Annotated in this window: 19 protein-coding genes; 12 read left to right on the top strand and 7 right to left on the bottom strand. The window is 60.3% G+C overall.

What is annotated here, in order from left to right:
- Positions 1 to 305: 305 nt before the first annotated feature.
- The 4 genes from NLK60_RS01905 to NLK60_RS01890 all read right to left on the bottom strand — a co-directional run bounded on the left by NLK60_RS01905 (position 306) and on the right by NLK60_RS01890 (position 4,720).
- Positions 306 to 839, bottom strand: a complete 534-nt coding sequence (locus tag NLK60_RS01905) for an Rrf2 family transcriptional regulator (protein WP_254809214.1) — start codon at positions 837 to 839, stop codon at positions 306 to 308.
- 188 nt (positions 840 to 1,027) lie between these two features.
- Positions 1,028 to 2,863: a S9 family peptidase gene (locus NLK60_RS01900; RefSeq protein WP_254809213.1), complete on the bottom strand. Its 1,836-nt coding sequence runs from the start codon at positions 2,861 to 2,863 to the stop codon at positions 1,028 to 1,030.
- A 119-nt stretch (positions 2,864 to 2,982) separates the two neighbouring features.
- A complete protein-coding gene (locus NLK60_RS01895; RefSeq protein WP_254809212.1) occupies positions 2,983 to 3,912 on the bottom strand; it encodes a ZIP family metal transporter in 930 nt (309 codons plus the stop codon).
- Between the two features lie 130 nt (positions 3,913 to 4,042).
- Entirely contained in the window at positions 4,043 to 4,720 is a 678-nt protein-coding gene (locus NLK60_RS01890; protein ID WP_254809211.1) for a metal-dependent transcriptional regulator, read from the bottom strand.
- Positions 4,721 to 4,833: 113 nt separating this feature from the next.
- Here NLK60_RS01890 and rocF point away from each other — a divergent pair, with 113 nt between their 5' ends.
- The 3 genes from rocF to NLK60_RS01875 all read left to right on the top strand — a co-directional run bounded on the left by rocF (position 4,834) and on the right by NLK60_RS01875 (position 7,722).
- Positions 4,834 to 5,754, top strand: a complete 921-nt coding sequence (rocF, locus tag NLK60_RS01885; protein ID WP_254809210.1) for an arginase — start codon at positions 4,834 to 4,836, stop codon at positions 5,752 to 5,754.
- 246 nt (positions 5,755 to 6,000) lie between these two features.
- Positions 6,001 to 7,155: an NAD(P)/FAD-dependent oxidoreductase gene (locus NLK60_RS01880; RefSeq protein WP_254809209.1), complete on the top strand. Its 1,155-nt coding sequence runs from the start codon at positions 6,001 to 6,003 to the stop codon at positions 7,153 to 7,155.
- Positions 7,156 to 7,185: 30 nt separating this feature from the next.
- Entirely contained in the window at positions 7,186 to 7,722 is a 537-nt protein-coding gene (locus NLK60_RS01875; RefSeq protein WP_254809208.1) for a small multi-drug export protein, read from the top strand.
- A gap of 128 nt (positions 7,723 to 7,850) precedes the next feature.
- Here NLK60_RS01875 and NLK60_RS01870 read toward each other — a convergent pair whose 3' ends face one another.
- A complete protein-coding gene (locus NLK60_RS01870) occupies positions 7,851 to 8,390 on the bottom strand; it encodes an acyltransferase (RefSeq protein ID WP_254809207.1) in 540 nt (179 codons plus the stop codon).
- A gap of 167 nt (positions 8,391 to 8,557) precedes the next feature.
- Here NLK60_RS01870 and NLK60_RS01865 point away from each other — a divergent pair, with 167 nt between their 5' ends.
- A complete protein-coding gene (locus tag NLK60_RS01865; protein ID WP_254809206.1) occupies positions 8,558 to 9,025 on the top strand; it encodes a hypothetical protein in 468 nt (155 codons plus the stop codon).
- 59 nt (positions 9,026 to 9,084) lie between these two features.
- Here the strand turns inward: NLK60_RS01865 and purD are convergent, their stop codons facing one another.
- A complete protein-coding gene (gene purD, locus NLK60_RS01860) occupies positions 9,085 to 10,425 on the bottom strand; it encodes a phosphoribosylamine--glycine ligase (RefSeq protein ID WP_254809205.1) in 1,341 nt (446 codons plus the stop codon).
- Between the two features lie 216 nt (positions 10,426 to 10,641).
- Between purD and NLK60_RS01855 the strand changes: the two genes are divergently transcribed.
- Entirely contained in the window at positions 10,642 to 12,729 is a 2,088-nt protein-coding gene (locus NLK60_RS01855; RefSeq protein WP_254809204.1) for a prolyl oligopeptidase family serine peptidase, read from the top strand.
- A gap of 85 nt (positions 12,730 to 12,814) precedes the next feature.
- On the opposite strand, the gene NLK60_RS01850 is transcribed toward NLK60_RS01855, so the two are convergent.
- Positions 12,815 to 13,240 carry a DUF7522 family protein gene (locus NLK60_RS01850; RefSeq protein WP_254809203.1) on the bottom strand — a complete coding sequence of 142 codons (426 nt, stop codon included), beginning with the start codon at positions 13,238 to 13,240 and terminating at the stop codon, positions 12,815 to 12,817.
- 99 nt (positions 13,241 to 13,339) lie between these two features.
- Here NLK60_RS01850 and thyA point away from each other — a divergent pair, with 99 nt between their 5' ends.
- The 7 genes from thyA to NLK60_RS01815 all read left to right on the top strand — a co-directional run bounded on the left by thyA (position 13,340) and on the right by NLK60_RS01815 (position 22,450).
- Positions 13,340 to 14,356: a thymidylate synthase gene (thyA, locus tag NLK60_RS01845; RefSeq protein WP_254809202.1), complete on the top strand. Its 1,017-nt coding sequence runs from the start codon at positions 13,340 to 13,342 to the stop codon at positions 14,354 to 14,356.
- Entirely contained in the window at positions 14,353 to 14,970 is a 618-nt protein-coding gene (locus NLK60_RS01840) for a dihydrofolate reductase (protein WP_254809201.1), read from the top strand. Before thyA ends, NLK60_RS01840 begins: the two co-directional genes overlap by 4 nt.
- 25 nt (positions 14,971 to 14,995) lie before the next feature.
- Positions 14,996 to 15,859 carry a fructosamine kinase family protein gene (locus NLK60_RS01835; RefSeq protein WP_254809200.1) on the top strand — a complete coding sequence of 288 codons (864 nt, stop codon included), beginning with the start codon at positions 14,996 to 14,998 and terminating at the stop codon, positions 15,857 to 15,859.
- A 98-nt stretch (positions 15,860 to 15,957) separates the two neighbouring features.
- A complete protein-coding gene (gene acnA / locus NLK60_RS01830) occupies positions 15,958 to 18,696 on the top strand; it encodes an aconitate hydratase AcnA (RefSeq protein ID WP_254809199.1) in 2,739 nt (912 codons plus the stop codon).
- Positions 18,697 to 18,774: 78 nt separating this feature from the next.
- Positions 18,775 to 19,884 (top strand): ABC transporter ATP-binding protein, encoded by a 1,110-nt coding sequence (locus NLK60_RS01825; RefSeq protein WP_254809198.1) that lies wholly within the window; start codon positions 18,775 to 18,777, stop codon positions 19,882 to 19,884.
- Complete coding sequence (locus NLK60_RS01820) at positions 19,881 to 20,663, top strand: ABC transporter permease (RefSeq protein ID WP_254809197.1); 783 nt, start codon at positions 19,881 to 19,883, stop codon at positions 20,661 to 20,663. Before NLK60_RS01825 ends, NLK60_RS01820 begins: the two co-directional genes overlap by 4 nt.
- An 86-nt stretch (positions 20,664 to 20,749) precedes the next feature.
- Positions 20,750 to 22,450, top strand: a complete 1,701-nt coding sequence (locus tag NLK60_RS01815) for a methylmalonyl-CoA mutase family protein (protein WP_254809196.1) — start codon at positions 20,750 to 20,752, stop codon at positions 22,448 to 22,450.
- Positions 22,451 to 22,457: the final 7 nt, after the last annotated feature.

The raw sequence follows: 22,457 nt of genomic DNA, 5'->3' as shown, positions 1-22,457 counted from the left end.
CCTGGATAGTTCTGGAATCACTATACGGTCCAGTCGAACGGGATCGGTTTACAGCCTGAGTTAGCGGTACGCTTCGAGCAAACGCGTAATCGACTACTATCGTAGCCAGTGAAAGTCATTGCACACACTATCGCAAGCGGGTGTCGCGGTAGGTGTGTAAACCGTTTCACTGGCTACGATTAATACAACTCGAGAGACAACGAACGCGACGAGGCGTCTGATTACCCCGCTCAGTACTCCGTCAAGCGTTGCCGTGTAAACCGAACCCATCGGTTCGGCTTACATACGCAGGCGTGACGAACCACTCAGTGTGCCGGCTCTTCGGCCGGAGCGACCATGTCGTTGATCCGCAAGATCAGGATGTTGTTCGTGTCGTCTTTCCCGTCGAGTTCGCCTTCGATAACGAGTTTCGAGAGCGGCGTCGGACCGACGATAACAGTGTCACCCTCGTGGATGTCGCTGGTCGAGCCCTGGACGTGAATCTCAGCCCGGCATAGTTCGGGATGGTGGACGCTCGAGAGGTCGATTTCTTCGACGAGAACGCCTTCGACTTCGGTACCTTCGTGGGTGATTGGAACAGCCGCAGGTTCGTCCATCTGCTGAATCTCGAGTGCTTCGAACGCGGCGGCGGTCGGTTTGTAACCACCTTTCGGCCCGGGTACACCTTCGACGAGCTGGAGGGCTTTCAGGCTCTGCATCTGATTGCGAATCGTTCCGGGATTTCGGTCGACCTGCTCGGCGATATCTTCACCTTTTATGGCGTCTTCGTCTTCAGTATGCAGGTTGGTCAGTGCGCGGAGAATCTTTTTTTGGCTTGGCGTAAGTTCGATTGATGACATAGGGAATCCTTCGTAATTGATTTGCTTAAATCCGATGGTCAGTGCAGGTCGGTGTTCGGTATAGAATGTTTTTGATGACTGTAGTAAGGCGTTGCGCTTCTATCCTGGTGTGAAACTCGCCATACGGAATCAGGTCAGGCGAACGCTATCGGTACTGTCACTCGGGAAGACACACTCGAGTCAGACGATTACAATCGTCGCTCGAGAAAGTCACCTAGCAACTCGAACTTGCGGATCTTCTGGTCGATGTCCGTCGATCCGTGACCCTCTGCACCCAACTCGGTGTACTCGAAGGCCTCCCCCTCGGTCCAGCCTCGCTCGAGCAGTGCATCCCGAAACAGCCGCGCCTGCTCGATCGGACACCGGGGGTCGTTAACGCCGTGGACGATACAGATGGGTCGTTCGAGATTCTCGACGTGTTCGATCGGACTTCGATCGCGCCACAGTTCGTAGTTCTCCTCGGGATCGCCCATCTGCTGGCGGAGAATATACTGGAAGTGAGCCATGTCCTCCTCGTAGAGGCGGTGAAGGTCCGTGATGCCGACGGAGGCGATACCGGTGGCCCAGAGCTCCGGGTACTGGGTCAACTGGGAGTACACCGAGTAGCCGCCGTAACTTCCGCCGTAGACGGCCACGCGCTCCTCGTCGATCCAGGGGTTGTCCATCAGCCACCGACCGCCGGCGGCGACGTCGGCCTGTTCCAATCCGCCCCAGTCGCCCAGTATCGCCTGCTTAAACGATCGACCACTGCCGGTCGACCCCCGGTAATTGGGCTGTAAGACGGCGTAGCCGCGTGTGGCCAGGAACTGAGCAAACAGGTTGAACATCTTGGACGATCGAGAGTGTGGTCCCCCGTGTACGTGGACGACACCCGGAACGTCGTCGGCATCGTCAGGAATCGGTCCGCCTCGCGGATCGTAGAGAAGTGCACCGATCTCGAGGCCGTCTTCGCTCTCGTAGGTGACGTACTCCGCGTCGACGAACGCGTCGGGGTCGACGTCATCGTAGGCGGCCTCGAGTAACACCGTGTACTCGTCGGTCTCGAGGTCGTACTCATAGAGTTCCTTTCGCTCGTCTGGTCGCGAGTGTGCGAAGACAACGGTCGACTCGTCGACGAAGGCACTCCCGCGTCCCTTCGGAAACGAGGTAACGCCTTCGGCGAGGTCGAGTTCCCGCGCCTCGTTGGACTCGAGGTCGTACACGACGGGCATCGTCGCCCCACGCCGTGTTCGGGTTGCGAGGACGTACCGGCCGTCCGGGGAGATGGCCGCAGGCGACTCTTCGGCCTCGTGGGGACCGAGCCACTCGATGTCGTTGGTCTGGAGGTCGTAGAGACCGACGCGACGCAGATCGTCTGCGTTATCGGAGATCAGTAGGCGGTTGCCCTCGGGATGCCAGCCGGCGACGGCCGATTCAGAACCGTCGGTCCCGATAGCGAGGCGGCGTTTGTCGCTTCCGTCTGCGTTCATGACGTAGACGTCACGGTTTTCGAGTGTGTCGCTCTCGTTGGTCATAAAGGCAATCCGTTCGTCCTCGGGATCGAACACCGCGAACATGACGGGTCGGTCGTAGTCGGTGAGTTGGATCCGATCGTCAGATTCCACATCGTATCGATAGCAGTTCATCTGCTCACCTTCGTCGCTCGTATAGAGGACGTGACGGCCATCCTGGGTGGTGTCCATGAGGATTCCCTGTCCGTCGATATCGACGACGGTCCGGGTGTGATCGTCACGGGACCAGGCCGCGATGTCGTTCTGTTCGTCGCCCGCGTCGTCCTGGTGGAAGTAGACGGCCTCTCCATCCTGGCCCCACAGGATGTGCCAGCGGGCACTCCGCGGGACCGAACCGTCGGTCACGCGTTCGTACGCTCCTGTCTCCCGGTCGAGCAGGTAGAGATCGTTGCGGCCGTGTTCGTCATAATAGAACGCGACCGTGGAACCGTCAGGGGAGACGACGGGATGGTAAAATTCAGCCAATCGGGCAAGGGCCTCTGGGTTGACCGCGGCTGTGTTCGGCGTCGACATGCCTCACGTTTCTTGAGTGCGTGACAAATAGGTTACTAATCCGGAACTTCGGAGCCGCGGTCGACGGACCACTACGGGTCAGCAGGCCCGTGGAACCCTTGGTGTGACCAAAGCCAGTCTTAAACTGGGACAAGCCATCCCTCGAGGAGCAGCTCCGTCAACACGTCCTCGAGGAGGAACATGAGAACGAGGCCGCCGACGAACGCCGAGACGTTCAATTTGGTGAGGACTTTCGAATCGAATCGAATCAGATCCGCGACCTCGAGCAGGACCTGGATGACGGCGCCGACTGCGATGGCATAGAACAATACGGCAAGGAGGTCAGAGTTTGCGAGGCTTCCAATCCAGCCACCGAGGATAACGGGGCCGCCAGCAATGACGCCCATGGCAGCGAAATGTCGGAGCGGAGGTCTCGAGTGGTCTTTCGCAACAGCGGCAACGACGGTCGGCCCCTCCATGACGTTGTGCATGATGAACGCGAGTACGAGGAGCGTCACCAGCGTGGCATCACCCTGAACGAACGCGACACCGACACCGAGTCCTTCTCCGATGCTGTGCAGGCCGAGTGCAAGCGCAACCAGGTAGGCGATCTGGAGGCCACTCTTTTCGTCAGCTGCCATCTTTCGCTGTCGCCACTGGCTTGCTCCGTACATGACGGCGAAGGTACCGCCGATTCCGACGACTGCAGCGCCCGTCGCCAGTGTGACATTGTCGACCATCGCTCCGTGTTCGATGATCTCTTCGGTCATCTCGAGCGCGATGAACGCGAGCACACCGCCAGCGAGGGCGATGAACCCGTGTAGGTATCGAAGCTGTAGACTCTGGATGAATGGGAACCAGAGCATACCGATTGCAACAGGCACGATACCGGCGATCAGGCCGATGAGAGACAGCATCAGTAGGATGTCCCCGGTCCCGGCGTCTGCCATGTCCTCGAAGTTACCGAACGGCGAAGTGAGATACAGGAGGCCGAAGACGAATCCGAGAATAACGACGGGGCCGACAGCGAGCACCCATCGCGGCAATCCGTACATATCGTCGTCTTTCATGGTACTATCGCCCTGTACAGATCAAATAGCCACATCTACAATATAAAATTGGGCCGTCTAATAAAAGATGTTTCCTTTGGGCATGGGTGACGATCGAGAGCATTTTCAGGACGAGAACAACTTTTCAAAACTACTCTGCTTCGGCAGGTAGCGCCACTCGAATGTGTCGTGCGACGTCTTCAGGGAGTGATACCTGCGTGTCACGTCCCCGGGCCCTGGCGGTCACCATCCCGAACGGTGCTACCTCGAGCACCTCGAGTTCGACCCCGGGTTCGAGGCCATGATCTGCCAGATACGAGAGGATCTCCGGGTCGTGGTCAGCGACTTCTTTGACGATAACGGTGTCTCCCTCCCCACACTCAGAAATCGGATTGCCGACCCCCGTATTGGGTGGCTCGAGGTCGGGGCTGGGGATTGGGGCACCGTGTGGGTCGACCTCCGGTTCATCGAGCGCAGCGGCGACACGCGCCTCGAAGTTTTCGCTGATGTGGTGTTCGAGTCGGTCGGCCTCTTCGTGTACTTCCGACCAGTCGTAATCGAGGTGTTCGGTTAGATACGCCTCGAGCAGTCGATGGTGGCGGATCACTTCCAGTGCAACGGTTTCGCCTTCTTCGGTGAGCGTCACACCTCGGTATTTTTCGCGGTCGATGAGGCTCCGATCTTCGAGTTTCTCGAGCATGCTGGTGACTGTCGGTGACGTGACGTCGAGTTCCTCGGCTATTTCGGAGGTCTTGACGCGCTCGTCGTCACCGCGTTGAAGCTGATAGATTGCCTTGAGATAATCCTCCATAACGTCACTCAGCATCATTGTACAGATTTAGCCCCCTCAAACCCTAAATCTTCCGACCCGCTTATTTCTCGTTCAATTTCCACAGTGTACTCAATCGAGTGTACTAAACCATCGGATGGTAATACAGCAGTATGAGGCGAGATATTCATCTCATCGGTGCTCCGATGGATTACGGTGCTGACCGTCGTGGTGTCGATATGGGCACGTCGGCGATCAGATACGCCGGGCTGGCCGGAGTACTCGAAGACGCGGGCAACAGCTGTACCGATCTGGGGGACTTGACGATCCCGCGTGCTGAAGAACGCGATCCAGATGCGAAGCAACCTGCGGCGGGAAATGCGAAGTTCCTTCGAGAGGTCGAAGACGTCAGTACACAGGTTGCAGATTCAGTTGCTGCGACCCTCGAGGACGGCTCCTTCCCACTGGTGCTCGGAGGTGATCACTCGATTGCGATCGGTTCGATGGCAGGATCGTCCAGGAACGCCGACCTTGGCGTCATTTGGTTCGATGCACATGCCGACCTGAACACGCCTGAAACCTCGCCGAGCGGGAACGTTCACGGAATGCCACTGGCAGCGGTGCTGGGACGTGGGGAGTTCAGCGAGTACGAGTGGGCCTATGCGCCACGCGTCCGCGAAGAATCGATTGTTTACGTCGGCCTCAGAAGTATCGACGACCGGGAACGAGAACTCGTTCACGAGAGTGAGATGACCGCGTTCACGATGTCCGACATCGACGAACGCGGTATTACCGCCGTCGTCGAAGACGCACTCGAGGTCGCGACGACTGGAACGGATGGGATTCACGTCAGCCTCGACCTGGATTGGCTCGATCCGAAGGAAGCGCCCGGGGTCGGGACCCCGGTACGCGGTGGTGTCACCTACCGAGAAGCTCATACGGCGCTCGAACTGGTCTCAAAACGAGATGCCCAGAACGATGTCCTCCGCTCCATGGACGTCGTCGAGGTGAACCCGATTCTTGATGAGCAAAACGAAACAGCCAAACTCGCCGTCGAGCTGACCGCAAGTGCGTTCGGGAAGCGTATTCTGTAGTTTGTTAACGGACCCAAATAGTTGGGTACGAACACAGAAGTGGCTGGCAACCGGCCGATTGCCGGACCGATGGCTCGCATTTTTCGGGAGAGAGGGACTGTTCGATACACTTACTCGTTCACCAATCGACCTCGTTTGAACAGTCAATTTATTAACCGTTTTCGACAGGATATGCCGGGTGCGAACGGTGCACACGGTGATTCGTGTTTCAACACCTTTGTATCGGAGTATTCCTCAGAGACCAGTATGACCGAAAACGTCGTCGTACTCGGCTCGGGGTATGCCGGGGCTGGTGCGATCAAGTCGTTACAGGCACATCTCGGGAGTAACACCCGGATAACGTGGATTTCTGACACTGATTATCATCTCGTCTTGCACGAATCCCACCGCGTCGTCCGCGACCCATCCGTTCGGTCGGATATCACGATTCCCGTCGCCGATATCGCAGACCCGAGTACGCGTTTCATCAAAGACACTGTCACCGCGCTCGACACCGACGAACAGGTCGTCGAACTCGAGGAAAGCGACGACGTGGAGTACGATTACGTTCTCGTCGCACTGGGCAGCCAGACGGCATACTACGGCATCCCAGGTCTGGCAGAAAATTCTCTGACGCTAAAGTGCCTCGAGGACGCACTCGACATCCACGACGCGATCAAAACCGCCAGTCAGGACGCAACCCGTGGCGAGCCAGCACAGGTCGTCATCGGCGGGGCCGGTCTGTCCGGTATCCAGACCGCTGGCGAAATCGCCGAGTTCCGCGACGCCAACCGAGCGCCGCTCGAGATTCACCTCGTCGAAGCACTCGACGAGATTTTCCCCGGTAACGACCCGGAGATTCAGCAGGCCCTGCGCGACCTCCTCGAGGAAGCCGGCGTCCGTATCCATACGGACGACCCGATCACCGAGGCCGAAGACGGCGTGATCCACTTCGACGAGGGCGACCCACTCGAGTACGACGTGTTCGTCTGGACCGGCGGTATCACCGGCCGCGAAGCGCTCGATGGAACCAGCCTCGACAATCAGCACAACCGCGTCACTGCGAAAGCAAACTTCCAGACTACCGACGAGCGCGTGTTCGCCATCGGCGACTCCGCTGTCATAGACCAGGGCGACCAGCCCGCGCCGCCAACCGCACAGGCTGCCTGGCAGGCGGCCGAGGTCGTCGGCGAAAACATCGCTCGAGCCATCGACAACCGCCCCCTCAAAACCTGGGAGTACGACGACAAAGGAACGGTCGTCTCCGTCGGTGACAAAGCAGTCGCCCACGACGTCAAACTGCTGCCGTTCGACACGTTCGGGGGCTTCCCCGCGAAGAACCTCAAAAAGCTCATCGCGGCCCGCTGGATTGCCGACCTGACGTCCTGGAACCGTGCCAGAACGGCCTGGCCGTCCCTGTAGACGACGACAGTGTCCCTCCCCGAGTTGTCCGTGCTTGTCGTTGGTCTGTCTCTCGAGACGCTCGCGTTCTCTTTTGCCGACACCGAATCCTGGGTCAGATCACTGCTCGCCAATGCAGGTGGTATCTGGCAGTACGGTCTCGTCTTCGTGCTCGCCGCGATTCCGCTACTCGAGATTCTGGTCGTTATCCCTATCGGAATTGCCATCGGCCTCGACCCGGTGGCAGTCGCCATCGCCGCGTTTGCCGGCAACGTCCTTCCGATATACGGCATCTGTCTCGCGTACGACCGTCTGCAGTCGTGGCTCGAGGGTGACTCGACCGCCGACACCGAGCCCGCTGGTCGGCGGAAACGTGCAACACAACTCTGGAATCGCTATGGCCTTCCAGGATTGGCGCTGCTCTCACCGGTCGTCACGGGCGTCCACCTCGCGGCCGTCTTCGCGTTGGGACTCGGGGCTCGAACGCGTAACACCCTCCTCTGGATGACTGCCTCGATCGGGCTGTGGACCGTCATCATCACCGCAGGTTCCGTCCTCGGATTGGCGGCACTCGAAGGCGCCTGGTAGCGACGCGTTTCCATTGAGAGACCTCGAGACAGCAGTGACCACCTTTCAACCGTCCCACAGGATTCGGTGTCGTGGTGGGCGAGGAACCGGGGTAGTCGCTGATCTGTACACGAGTACACCAATTCGATTCACTCCTCATCGACCGGTTCGCCCGATTTGACGCCGGCAGATCCCATGGGTTCTGCGGGCACTCCGGCAACGGTGGCTCCCGGCGGCACGTCTCGAGTCACCAGTGAGTTTGCGGCCACGCTCGCGCCCGCGCCGATCTCGACGCCAGGGAGGACGATTGCGCCCGCACCGATCATCGCCTTTTCGCCGATGACGACCTCGCCGGTTCGGTACTCCTCTTGCAAGAACTCGTGACAGAGAATCGTTGCATCGTAGCCCACGATAGCGTCGGCTTCGACCGTGATCAGGTCAGGCCAGAACACGTCCGGTGTCGCCTCGAGGCCCCACGACACGCCCCGTTCGACAGTCATGCCGAGTCGGCGCATGAGCCAGCGTTTCAGTTTGAGGCTGGGCGAGATGCGAATCAGCCAGACGACGATGTAGTTGAAGGCCACACGAAGCGGGTGGCGCGCGCTCGTCCAGTGGCCCAACGAGTTCGCTCCACCCGGTGTGGGATGGTGGCGAATTCGGTCGTGTCTCGAGGAGGGGTCGTCGCTCACTGGACGGTCGTTGGAGGTGGCAGTACAAGAAGGTGACCGCTTGATTTGACGATATGCTTACTGTAGTATGTTGCTACAAATCGTGTACCAATTCTTGCTGAACAAACGGTTGGTAGCGGTGGCGCCTCGGGAGAAAGGAATATATAACTGCTGGTTGATATGATGCCATGGCAACCCAAAACCGTTCGCTGGTCATTCCCAGCCTGGTCTATCTCGGTGCCGCCATGCTTGTCGGCATTCCCGTCACGGTGTTACTCCACACCGGTGTGCTCGCGGTCGCCGATGCACTCGGCTACGAGTCGGTTTTCGAGCAGGCCGCCGTGAGTCTCCTCGTGCTTGGGCTTTCGTTGCTCATCGGCTTGCAACTCGCCGTCGAAGCGGCTGCTATCCAACTTGGCGGCCTCGAGGCACTGAACCGCGGCTCACCTCGAGTTGCGCTGTTTCGCTACGTCTTGCTCACCGTCGGCGTCTTCCTCGCGTTGGCGGCGGCGACCTGGGTTGGACTCTCGACCGCATTCGCCGGGTTCGGCCCGGTCGCTATCGTCCTCGGTCTCCTCGTGGGGCTCGCGGGGTTGGTAGTCCTCTATCGAGCGACGAGCGCGTTCGTCGACGGCCTGCAAGGGACGAACGCCTGATGGTGGTGTAAAGACTGGCCGAGGAAACCACACTCGAGACGCGAAAAAACCGGAGCTCGTCAGTCGCTGCGTAGTTCGTTCATGTGGTCGATCCGTCGCTGGACGAGATCGGCTTTACCGATATCGTGGCGCATGTGCAGCCCTTCTTCGCCCGCCATGGTGAGCGCCTCCTCTGCAATTGCCTCCGCGTCGGCGATGGTATCAGCGATACCAACCACGGCAAACGATCGCGAGGTCGTCGTGTACACTCCGTCATCTCGAGCGTCGACGCTCGCATAGTACAGGAGGGCGTCGCCTCGCTCACCCGAGCCGTCGCCATTCGACGAGTCCGCGACCACCGAAGCCACGCTCTCCTCGTCGACCTGCACTTTGGCACCGCTTTTTGGATCAGTCGGGTAGCCTTCCGGCACCGCGTACTTACAGACGGTCGCCTGTCCGGCGAACTCGAGGTCCGGTAACGGGTCACGGTCTCGTGCAGCAGTCAACACGTCGAGGAACGGCGTCTCGAGGACCGGAAGCGTGTTCATCGCCTCGGGGTCGCCAAAGCGGGCGTTAAATTCGATGACTTTCGGCCCCTCGGCCGTGAGCATGAACTGGCCGTAGAGGATGCCCTTGTAGCCCTCCAGTGCATCGACGGTTTCTTCGATGATGGCGACGGCGTCGTCGTAATCGGCTTCGGTCATGAACGGCAGTTCCCGACTCGCGTCGGAGTAACTGCCCATCCCGCCCGTGTTCGGCCCTTCGTCTCCCTCGTAGGCCCGTTTGTGGTCCTGTACCGCTGGTGCCGTTCGGACGTCCCCGTTGGCGACGAACGCCTGTACGGTGAACTCCTCGCCGATCAGCCGTTCCTCGAGGACGATGGTGTCGTAGTCGGATTCGTGGATGTAGGCTTTCCCCTCTTCGGGGGTGACCTGATCACCGATGACTTTCACGCCCTTCCCGCCCGTGAGTCCGGCGGGTTTGATCACGAGGTCGCCGTCGTACTCGTCGATATACTCGCAGGCGGTCTCGCCGTCTTCGAACGTCTCGAAGTCCGGACAGCCCGTGATATCGTGCTCACGCATGAACTGCCGCTGGAACGCTTTGTCCGTCTCGATTCGGGCTTCGGCCTGGTGGGGACCGAACGCATAGATGCCAGCTTCTTCGAGGGCGTCGGCCACGCCAGCCTCGAGTGGAGCTTCGGGGCCGACGACGGCGATGGTCGCGTCGACCGACTGGGCGTACTCGACGACGGCCTCGGGGTCGGTCGTCTCGAGCGACTGAAACCCGCTCGAAAGACTCGCGATGCCTGGATTAGTGTTCCCCGCACAGGCGTACAGTTCCGCCTCGCTGTCGGCCAGTGAACGGGCGATAGCGTGCTCGCGGCCGCCGCCTCCGATCAGCAGTACGTGTTCGCGCATGGTCGAAAACGGTACGCAGGAACCTGTAAAGGTTGCTCTTTCACGAGAGCGAGGTATGCACTGATGTGCCTATCTCTGGTCGCCGATCATCCCGCACCTCGAGACGTTTGAGCGAATCCCGTTCCGTTTCGAGTGTCCGGAGGTCACGGAAATCGAAATGACGGCAACGTCGTTGGAGATACGGAGGTATTTTGTCATCCCCGCTAAATTCGAGGTATGAACGGGCCGCCGGCAACCAGACGAGAGAAGCTGCGATACGAGCGCCACGGCGTCGTCATCGACGATCCGTACCGATGGCTCGAGGACGGCGAGGGCAATGCCGAGGAAATTTCGGACTGGGTCGACACACAAAACGAGTACGCAGACGAGTATCTCGAATCGGCGAGCGTCCGCGAATCGCTCCGTCCAGAGTTCGAGGCGCTTGCCGAGATAACCGAGTACGGAACCATCAGTGCCCGCAAAACCGGCTACTTTCAAGAAGTCGAACGCCCCGACGATGACCAGGCCGTCCTCACCCATCGTCCTTCCCTCGAGGCGGACCGCTCGGTATTACTCGATCCAAACGAGTGGAGCGATGACGGGACCGTGTCGATGGGGTGGTGGTCGCCCTCACCAGCAGGCGACCGCCTCGCCTACGGCGTCGACGAGGCTGGCAACGAAAACTACGACGTAACTGTCATCGAAATTGCATCCGGCGACGTGATAGACGAACTCCCCGAACTGGGGCGCTGTCACAGCGTGGCGTGGACGGCGTCTGGGCTGTACTACTATCGAACGGGAAGTGCCGATCAGGGCGGTCAGCTCGAGAAATCTGTTCACTACCACGAGTTCGGGGCCGACCCCGAGGACGACGAGTTGCTGTGCGAAATCACGGACCCGTCGACGTGGCCGCAGTTACAGACGGACCGATCGGGCAGACACCTTCTGCTCACGCTGGTCAGTGCGTGGGAAAAGAGCGAACTCCTGTATGCACCAGTGACCACAGGGAGTCACGATCTCACACCCGTCCTCGAGGACACCGAGAACCTGTTCATGCCGCTTGTTTACGGCGATACCGCCTACCTGCGAACGAATCTCGAGGCACCGACCTATCGACTGCTCTCGCTCGACCTGGCAGAGATAGACGGCCCCGTCGACCCCACGACACTACCGGAGGTACTCGCACCTCGCGAGGGGATTTTACAGAACTCCACGATTGCCGGTGAGCGACTCCTCTGTCGGTACGAGACGGCTGCAGTCTCAGAACTCGAGGTCTTCGACCTCGAGGGGGCCTCCCAGGGACGTATCCCCTTGCCGGGGCTCGGTACAGTCACGGGCCTCTCTGGCAACCGTGATGCCCCCGAGGCGTTCTTCGGCTACGAGTCGTTCGATCAGCCGCCTGCGGTGTTTCGTGCGGCCCTGCCGGCGGACGAAGATGACAACACCACGATGACGGCCGCCGACGAGAGCGGTGCAACCCTCGAGGAACTGGACCGACCCGACCTCCAGGCTGCGGTCGACCTCGAGGTGAAACAGGTCAGGTACGACTCGACGGACGGAGCCGAAGTCCCCATGTTCGTCATCCATCGCGAGGGCCTCGAGTTAGACGGCGACAATCCCGCGTTGCTGTACGGGTACGGTGGCTTCGAGATCAGCGTGACACCGTCGTACACCCGTTTCGGACAGGCGTTCTTGCGCTCGGGTGGGGTCTACGCTGTCGGCAACTTCCGCGGTGGCGGAGAGTTTGGGAAGGAGTGGCATCGGGCCGCACGCCACGAGCGGAAACAACACACGTTCGACGACATGATCGCCGCTGCAGCGTCACTGATCGAGCGCGGGTACACCTCGAGTGATCGGCTCGCGATCCAGGGTGGGTCGAACGGCGGCCTGACCGTTGGTGCGGTGATGACACAGCGACCAGACCTGGTGCGTGCGGTGTTGTGTCACGTCCCACTGCTCGATATGCTCCAGTTTCACACCTTCTTGCTCGGCGAATCGTGGACCACCGAGTACGGGTCACCCGAGGACGAGGCGGCGTTCGAGTGGATCTACGAGTACTCACCCTATCACAACCTCGAGGAGCGAGGCTATCCAGCCGTCCTGTTCAAAACCGCCGAGAGCGACACACGCGTCCATCCCGTCCACGCCTGGAAGATGGCTGCCCGGATGCAAGCATACAACACAGGTGAGCACCCGATCCTCTGCAAGACGGCTCGAGACACCGGCCACGGAACGGGCAAACCGACCTGGATGGTCGTCGAGGAGGCCCTCGACACCTGGTCGTTCGTCTTCGAAGAACTGGGGCTCGAGTACGTGGAGCCCTGAATTCGGCGATTTCACCGACTCGAACCGACAGCACCGTCGACTTACTGCGACAGTCAGGGGACAAACGCCCCTCGGTACGGGGGTATTAGACGTGCGGTTCGGCAAGCATTTTCCGGATCGCAACGGACATATCCTCGAACGAACCGATGTCGATCCCGTCGCTCGTAATGATGACCCCGCTGTCGCCGACGATGACGCGGCTGATGAATCCCTCTGAGAAGACGCGAACGGTGAACTCGTACTCTCCCACGGTTGGTTCGGCAGTCGTCCCGTTTCGGGATTGTTTGTTATACCGCTCTGTCTCCTGGAAACCGACGCGTTCACTCTCGACCATCGTCGATTTTGCCTCGCGCATCAGGTCCTCGTCACCGCCGTAAAGATCGGAGCGAACGTACAGCACTTCGAAATCCTCGGGGGTGAAGTAAATAACCGATCTGAGCGTGTCACCGACGGTGACTCTGCTGGTGCTCACGAGCGATTCGGCAAATTCACTCGAGACAAGTTCTGCCATACTGCATAAAACGCCATCAACCAACATGAACTCACGGCCTCCATGGCGTGGTTCTCGACATCGGTACCTATGTGTGGGTTCACTCGGAACGGACACAGTATGCAACAGTATCTCGACCTCGTCGACGCGGTCCTCTCGGAGGGTGCCTACAAACCCAATCGAACCGGCGTCGACACCATCTCGTCGTTCAGCCAGCACTACGAAATCGACCTCGAGTCGGGCTATCCTCTGTTGACGACGAAAAAGATGGACGGCTACCGCTGGAACTCGATGATCCACGAGATGTGCTGGTATCTCTCGGGCGACGAGCACATCCGCGATTTGCGCGAGGAGACGAAAATCTGGAACGCCTGGGCCGACGACGAGGGACAGCTCGATACCGCCTACGGGCGCTTCTGGCGGCGCTTTCCGATTCCAGAGGCCGACGGTCGCCTCGAGGGAGAGTCCTGGCCCGAGGAGGCCCATCGCTGGGTGAATACTGAGGCAGACGGTCGCCGGACGTTCGACCAGCTTCAGTACGTCATCGACACGCTCTCGGATCGCCCCAACTCGAGACGGCTGGTGGTCAACGCCTGGCATCCGGCGAACGCCGCCGTCTCGACGCTCCCGCCGTGTCACTACAGCTTCGTGTTCAACGTTCAGGGCGACCGACTCAACTGCCACCTCACTCAGCGGTCGGGCGACGTGGCGCTCGGGATTCCGTTCAACATCGCTGCCTACGCCTTGCTGACGAAACTCGTGGCCGGACAGGTTGGCCTCGAACCGGGCACCTTCGGGCACACAATCGTCGACGCCCACGTCTACTGCGGCACCGGCGAGCGAGGCTCCTGGTACGGAGACAACCTCGAGCGACTCCAGAAGCGCCTCGACGGCGTCGAAGGCCGGGAGGACTACGCCGAGGTTTGCGAGTGGCTTGTCGAAGAAGCACCGGCCGAGGCCGACGGGGAGGAACGGTTCGACCACGTACCGAACCTGCTGACTCAGTGTACGCGCGACCCACTCGAGCGACCGACGCTCGAGGTTGCTGACGTTTCCATCGACGAATTCAGCCACGACGACGTCGAACTTCGGGAGTACGAGTCGTACGACGGACTGCGGTTTTCGGTAGCCGAATGACGGGGGACGAACCGAATACCGGGGCCCAGGATGCGAACGGGGCTATAGACCTGGATGGGACCCAGGTTGCACACGAAACTCGTGATGTGCCTGTGGCTGTCTCTGGGACGGATCTCGAACTCGTCGGCATCGTCGCAGTCGCCGAAAACGGGATCATCGGACGGGATGGCGAGATGCCCTGGCACGTCCCCGAAGATCTGGCTCACTTCAAGCGCAAAACGACGGGCCATCCCGTCATTATGGGGCGAGTTACCTACGAGGGCATCGTCGAGGCACTCGGGGAGCCACTCCCAGAGCGAACCTCGATCGTGATCACCAGCCGTGACCTCGAGACACCCGAAAACGCCGTCGTCGCCTCGAGTCTCGTGGAAGCGGTGGCGGCAGCCGAACACGCCGCTGGGGATCGACACGGCGGGACCGAACGCGCATTTGTCGCTGGCGGTGCAACGGTCTACGAGCAGTTTCTTCCCGCCCTGGATCGGTTAGTCATCACGGAGATTCACGACCGACCCGAGGGTGACACCTCGTTTCCGGACTGGGTCCGCGACGAGTGGGAGGAAGTCGAACGCGAGGAACACGAGGGATTTTCGTTCCTCGAGTACGTCCGACGATGATGGCTTTGCGGGGTGAGAAATTATCGTGACCGGGACTGCACTCGAGGAAACCCTGATCGACGTCCTCGGAACGACACCGGAACGCATCGTCGAACTCGAGGGCGGTCAGATCGGTTCGGTGTTTCGTGTCTCTCTCGCGAACGGACGCACCGTGGTGGCCAAAACCGGGAACACGCCACTGGAGACGGAAGCGTTCATGCTCGAGTACCTCGCCGAAGAGAGTCACCTGCCCGTTCCAGCCGTGTTCCACGCGAACGACGATCTGCTGGTGATCGAACACGTCGATGGTTCCACGACCCACGACGAGTCAGTGGCTCGAGACGCCGCGAAGCACGTGGCTTCCCTTCACGAAATCGAGGGGCCGGACTACGGGTTTCCCCGGGACACCCTCACTGGTCCCGTTCGCCAGCCGAACCCGTGGACGGAGTCCTGGGTCGAGTTCTATCGAACACAACGGCTGCAACACGCAGGAGCCATCGCCGCAAATCCCGACTCCGGCACTGGAACGCTTCCAACGTATCTGGCCGACCGCCTCGAAAAATGCATTGCTGGCCTCGAGTCGGTGCTCGAGGAACCGACACGGCCATCACTGATTCACGGTGACGTCTGGCGAACGAACGTCCTGGCTCGAGACGAACGCGTGACCGCTTTCCTCGACCCCGCAACGTACTACGCCGACCCGGAGATCGAACTGGCATACATCGACTGGACGGACACGTTCGGACCGGCGTTTTTCGACGCCTACGAGCGAGAACGGTCGATTCGAGATGGGTTCTGGGAGCGACGCCGGTTCGTCTATCGAGTGTACCCGTTGCTCGTCCACGTCCACCTGTTCGGCGGTGGCTACGTCGAAGAACTCGAGTCGACCCTCGAGCGGTTGGGGTATTAAGTGGCTTCTCAGGCCACGATATCGGGCAAACCCGGCAGGTATTGCGAGGGATATCGATAGGTTCACACCGCCCCTTCGCGTCAGTTTATACAATATCGATGACGAACAATTCAACCACTGCCGATCCGTTCGGGGCGATTAGCGAACTCGAGCGAGACGGCGAAACGTATACGTACGCTGATCTCACCGTCCTCGAAGAACAAGGACTCTGCGAACTGGAGAAACTGCCAGTGAGTATCCGCGTGCTGCTCGAGTCCGTCCTCCGAAACGTCGACGGCGAGATGGTAACCGAAGACGACGTGAAAAACGCGGCCTCCTGGGAACCCGACGTCCCTGACGTCGAAGTACCCTTCAGCCCCTCCCGCGTGGTCCTGCAGGACCTCACCGGCGTCCCGGCCGTCGTCGACCTCGCGGCACTTCGCTCAGCGGCCGACCGCGCAGGCGAGGACCCAACCATCGTCGAGCCCGAGGTTCCCTGTGACCTCGTGATCGACCACAGCGTCCAGGTCGACTACTTCGGAAGCGAGGACGCATACGAGAAGAACGTCGAAATCGAGTACGAGCGCAACGAGGAACGCTACCGCGCGATCAAGTGGGCCGAACAGGCCTTCGAGGACTTCAACGTCGTCCCACCGGGGACCGGTATCGTCCACCAGGTCAACCTCGAGTACCTCGGCCAGGTCGTGCACGACCGCGAGGTCGACGGCGAACAGTGGCTCCTGCCAGACACCCTCGTCGGCACTGACAGCCACACGCCGATGATCAACGGCATCGGTGTCGTCGGCTGGGGTGTCGGCGGTATCGAAGCCGAAGCCGCGCTGCTCGGCCAGCCGATCACGATGACCCTGCCCGAAGTGGTCGGGGTCGAACTCACGGGCGAACTCCCAGAGGGAGCGACTGCGACCGACCTCGTGTTACACATCACCGAGAAGCTCCGCCAGGTTGGCGTCGTCGACAAGTTCGTCGAGTTCTACGGTGAAGGAGTCTCCCAGCTTTCGGTCGCCGACCGCGCAACGATTTCGAACATGTCGCCCGAGCACGGCTGTACCATCAGCATGTTCCCCGTCGACGACAAGACGCTCGACTACCTCGAGTTGACTGGTCGCGACGAGGACCACATCGAACTGGTGAAAGAGTACCTCGAGGCCCAGGGGCTCTTCGGCAAGCACGACCCCGAGTTCACCGAGACGGTCGAGTTCGACCTCGGCGACGTCGAGCCGAGCCTCGCCGGTCACAAGAAACCCCACGCCCGCATCCCGATGGGCGACCTCGACGAGCACTTCCCGACACTGCTCGAGGAGCAAGGGGTAATCGACTCCGGAGCGGCGGAGAGCGACGGCGGCCTCGTCGCCGAACGTCAACCCGGCCTTGGCGAGAAGGTGCCCGTCACACTCGAGGACGGCACCGAGGTCGAGATCGGCCACGGCTCCGTGCTCGTGAGCGCGATCACCTCCTGTACGAACACCTCGAACCCGTCGGTGATGGTTGCCGCCGGTCTGCTCGCGCGCAACGCCGCCGAGTACGGCCTCGAGGTGCCCGAATACGTCAAGACCAGCCTCGCCCCCGGCAGTAAAGTCGTCACGGAGTACCTGAAACAGGCCGACCTGCTCGACGACCTCGAGGAACTGGGCTACCACGTCGTCGGCTACGGCTGTACGACCTGTATCGGCAACGCTGGCCCGCTGGCCGAGCCAATCGAAGCCGCCATCGACGAGTACGACCTCTGGACGACCAGCGTCCTCTCGGGCAACCGCAACTTCGAGGCCCGAATTCACCCGAAAATCCGCGCGAACTACCTCGCTAGCCCGCCGCTCGTCGTCGCCTACGGCCTCGCTGGCAAGATGGACATCGACCTCGAGAACGAGCCCATCGGTACGACCGACGATGGCGAAGAAGTCTACCTCGAGGACATCTGGCCCGACCCGGAAGAGATTCGCCAGACCATCCACGACAACGTCTCGCCCGAGATGTTCGAGGAGAAGTACGCCAGTATCTTCGAAGGGGACGAACGCTGGGAGGCCCTCGAAGCGCCCACGGGAGACGTCTACGAGTGGGATTCGGAATCGACGTACATCCGCGAGCCACCGTTTTTCCAGGACTTCCCGCTCGAGGAACCGGGCGTCGAGGACATCGCGAACGCTCGCTGTCTGCTCACGCTGGGTGACACCGTGACGACCGACCACATCAGCCCCGCCGGCCCCTTCAGTGAGGACCTGCCTGCTGGGCAGTGGCTCATGGAGCAGGGTGTCGAACCCTACGAGTTCAACACCTACGGCTCACGCCGTGGCAACCACGAGGTCATGATGCGCGGGACCTTCGCGAACGTCCGTATCCAGAACGAGATGCTCGATGGAAAGGAAGGCGGCTACACCATCCACCATCCGACCGGTGAGGAGACGACCGTCTACGACGCCAGCATGCGGTATCAGGACGAGGACACCCCGCTCATCGTCATGGCCGGTATCGAACTCGGGACCGGCTCGAGTCGTGACTGGGCCGCGAAAGGGACCGACCTGCTCGGCATCCGCGCAACCATCGGCGAGAGCTACGAGCGCATTTACCGCGACAACCTCGTCGGCATGGGTGTTCTGCCGCTGCAGTTCGAAGACGGCGAGGGCTGGGAAGAGCTCGGCCTCGACGGCTCCGAATACTTCGAAATCCGCGGCCTCGAGGACGGCCTCGAGACAAACCAGGAACTCACCGTGGTTGCCGAAGACGAGGACGGCGAAACGACCGAGTTCGACGTGACTGCCCAGGTCGGCACGCCGGCCGCAGTGAAGTACGTCGAGAACGGTGGCGTCCTTCACCTCGTGTTGCGCCGCCTCCTCACGGAATAGGATTCTCCGGAGGTGGTCGTTTATTCCATCACCGTTCGATGGAGAACTTTTTACTGCGTGGTAGCATATCTTCAGTCAATGGAGCAACAGGAGTTGTCACCCGACAACTCGAGAGACGCGATTCTTCGAGCCACAGGCCTCTCGAAAACCTACGGGAGCGGGGACGGGAAAGTTACAGCAGTCGACGACCTCTCGCTGGAGATCGAGCGAGGCACCGTCGTCGGTGTCCTCGGACCGAACGGGGCGGGAAAGACCACGACGATCAAAATACTGCTCGGATTAATCGAACCGGATACGGGTGAGGTTCGAATCGATGGCGTCGATCCGATCGCTGCCCCGAGCGAGGGATATCGATCCGTCAGTGCGATGCTCGAGGGGGCACGCAACATCTACTGGCGATTGACCGTTCGGGAAAACCTGCGTTTTTTCGCCAGACTCGCCGACAAACCTGCCGACAATGATCGGATCGACGCTCTCATCGAGCAGGTTGGCCTGACGGCAAAGGCCGATACGACGGTGAACGAGCTCTCGAGAGGGATGAAACAGAAAGCGTCGCTTGCATGCACGCTGATTCGGGACACGCCGCTGTCGTTTCTCGACGAACCGACGCTCGGTCTCGACGTGGAGAGCTCACTCGAGTTACGCCGACAACTGCGTGACCTGGTCGAACGCGAATCGCGTACGGTCGTGCTCTCGAGTCACGATATGGACGTCATCGAGGCCGTCTGTGACCGGGTGATCATCATGAACGAGGGTCGAGTGGTTGCAGACGACGCCCTCGAGGACCTGATCGATGTGTTTCGAACGCAAGCGTACCGGATTACGCTCGAGGGACGCCTCGAAGCAGCACGAAAACGCCGCCTCGAGGAGGAATTCGCCGCTACCGAGTGGATCGAACGCGGACCGAAACTGTTGTTCGACGTTCCACACGTACAGGATAGCGACTTTTACGAACTGATGGACGTCCTTCGCGGCAGTGACTGTCGGTTACTGGCCGTCGAGACGACTGAAATCGACCTCGAGGACGTGTTCCTCGAGGTGACCGATGCGGGAGATACACATTCGATGAGAGTGGAAGGGAAGGCACATTCGACGAGCGCAGCAAGCGACCGTTCGACGACTGAACGGACAGAAGGGAGTGATACCGACGCAGATGTCCCACCAAACACATCGGAGGCGGACCGATGAGTCGAACCGGTCATCTCGGGTTACTCGCGGCTGTCTTCGAGAAGCAACTGATACTGCTCAAACGCTACTGGATCAACACCGCGATGTTGCTCGTCGGCTTCTACCTCTTTTTCGCCCTGATGTTCTTCGGCGGTCAGGCCGCCGCTGGCGACAGCCTCGATGGAACGCTCGATGGCCTCGTCGTCGGCTTTTTCCTGTTTATCGGCGTCACTGCCGCGTATTTCGACGTGGCCGGGAACGTGATGCGGGAAGCCCAGTGGGGGACCCTCGAGCAGCTTTTCATGTCACCGTTCGGAATCGGACGCGTGCTGTTAGCGAAGACGGTGTTCAATATCGTTTTCAGCGTACTCATCGCTTTCGCATTGCTAGCCGTAATGTTGATCACGACGGACCGAACGCTGACGATCGATCCGGTGACCATCGTTCCGATCCTCTTGATCACGATTTTACCGGCGATTGGCCTCGGCTTTCTCTTCGCTGGCCTCTCGTTGTTGTACAAGCGGATCGAAAACGTGCAACAACTGCTGCAGTTCGGGTTCATCGGGCTGATTGCCGCACCCGGGGCAATCGATTCGACGGTCTTGCTCGTCGTACCGTTCAGTCTCGGGAGCGGACTGCTCTCACAGGCGATGATCGAGGGCGTGCACCTGTGGCAACTCGATGGGTGGCTACTGGTTGCCCTGGTGGGTAACGGAACCGCGTACCTCCTTGGTGGGTACGCCGTCTTCCACCTCCTCGTTCGGCGGGCACGAAAACTCGGTGTGATGGGACACTATTAACTCGGTCGCCACTCCCAGTCCGTCGTCAGACGACTCGAGGGGCCGTCCCGGAATGCTTAACCGGCAGTCCGGCAAAAATTACGATCATGTACGATGACGACGAACTCGAGTCGATACAGTCCGCCGGGGAGGACTGGGAATCGGAGACCCTCGAGCCGGTACTCGATCGGTTTGGCGAGCGCAAAGACCGCTTTGCGACGATCTCGAACCTCGAGGTCGACCGGCTGTACACGCCCAACGACGTCGATGAGCTCGATTTCCTCGAGGATCTGGGCTTTCCCGGCGAGGAGCCCTACACTCGCGGCCCCTATCCAACGATGTACCGGGGGCGGACGTGGACGATGCGCCAGTTCGCCGGCTTCGGCACTGCAGAGGAGACTAACGAGCGGTTTCACTACCTGATCGAGCAGGGACAGACCGGACTGTCGACGGCGTTCGACATGCCGACGCTGATGGGCCTGGATTCTGACGATCCGATGAGTGACGGCGAAGTCGGCAAGGAGGGTGTTGCCGTCGACACCTTACGAGATATGGAGATTCTGTTCGACGGGATCGACGTCGGCGACGTCTCGACGAGTTTCACCATCAATCCCTCCGCCCCGGTCATTTACGCGATGTACGTCGCACTGGCCGATCAACAGGGAGTTCCTCGAGAGCAGGTTCGTGGAACGCTGCAAAACGACATGTTCAAAGAGTTTATCGCCCAGAAAGAGTGGGTGATTCCCCCCGAACCGGCGCTCAAACTCGTGACCGACGTCGTCGAATTCTCGACCGAGCAGACGCCGAAGTTTCACCCCATCTCTGTTTCCGGCTACCACATCCGCGAAGCCGGGTCGACCGCGATTCAGGAACTCGCGTTCACGCTCGCCGACGGCTTCGGCTACGTCGAGGATGCAATGGACCGCGGCCTCGAGGTAGACGAGTTCGCCCCGCGACTCTCCTTTTTCTTCAACTGTCACAACTCGTTTTTCGAGGAGATTGCGAAGTTCCGCGCGGCCAGACGTATTTACGCCCGCGTGATGGACGAGTGGTACGACGCCGAACGAGCCGAATCCAAACGGCTGAAGTTCCACACCCAGACCGCTGGCCAATCGCTGACCGCCCAGCAGCCGATCAACAACGTCGCTCGAGTGACGATGCAGGCGTTGGCGGGTGTGCTCGGAGGCACCCAGTCGCTGCACACGAACAGTTTCGACGAGGCGCTGGCACTGCCAAGCGAGAAGGCCGTTCGCGTCGCGTTGCGAACGCAGCAGATCATCGCCGAAGAGTCAGGAGCAGCCGACATCGTCGACCCGCTCGGTGGCTCCTTCGCGGTCGAGGCTCTGACGAACGAAGTCGAGCAGGAGGCGATGGCCTACATCGAGGAAATTCGCGAGATGGGCGACGGGTCGGTCCGTGACGGGATCCTCAACGGGATCGACGACGGCTACTTCCTGCGGGAAATCCAGGAAGCATCCTACGAGTACCAGGAACGCGTCGAACGCGAGGAAGAAATCGTCGTCGGCGTCAACAAGTTCACCATCGACGAGGACACCTCCCCGGACATTCTGCACGTCGATGAAACCGCCCAGGAGACCCAACTCGAGCGCCTCGAGCGGACGAAAGCTGAACGTGACGAGGAGACAGTCACCGCGGCGCTCGAGGCGGTCGAGTCGGCGATCGAAAACGACGAAAACACCATTCCAGCCATCGTCGAGGCGGTGAAGGCCTACGCGACGATGGGCGAAATCATGCAGGTGTTCGAAGACCACTACGGCGCGTACACCGAACAGATCGGGCTGGCCTGATCGGTTT

The sequence above is a fragment of the Natronosalvus amylolyticus genome (assembly GCF_024298845.1).
GTDB lineage: Archaea > Halobacteriota > Halobacteria > Halobacteriales > Natrialbaceae > Natronosalvus > Natronosalvus amylolyticus.
Note: the sequence above shows the minus strand (reverse complement) of the source record. Positions and strands in the feature narration are given on the sequence as shown.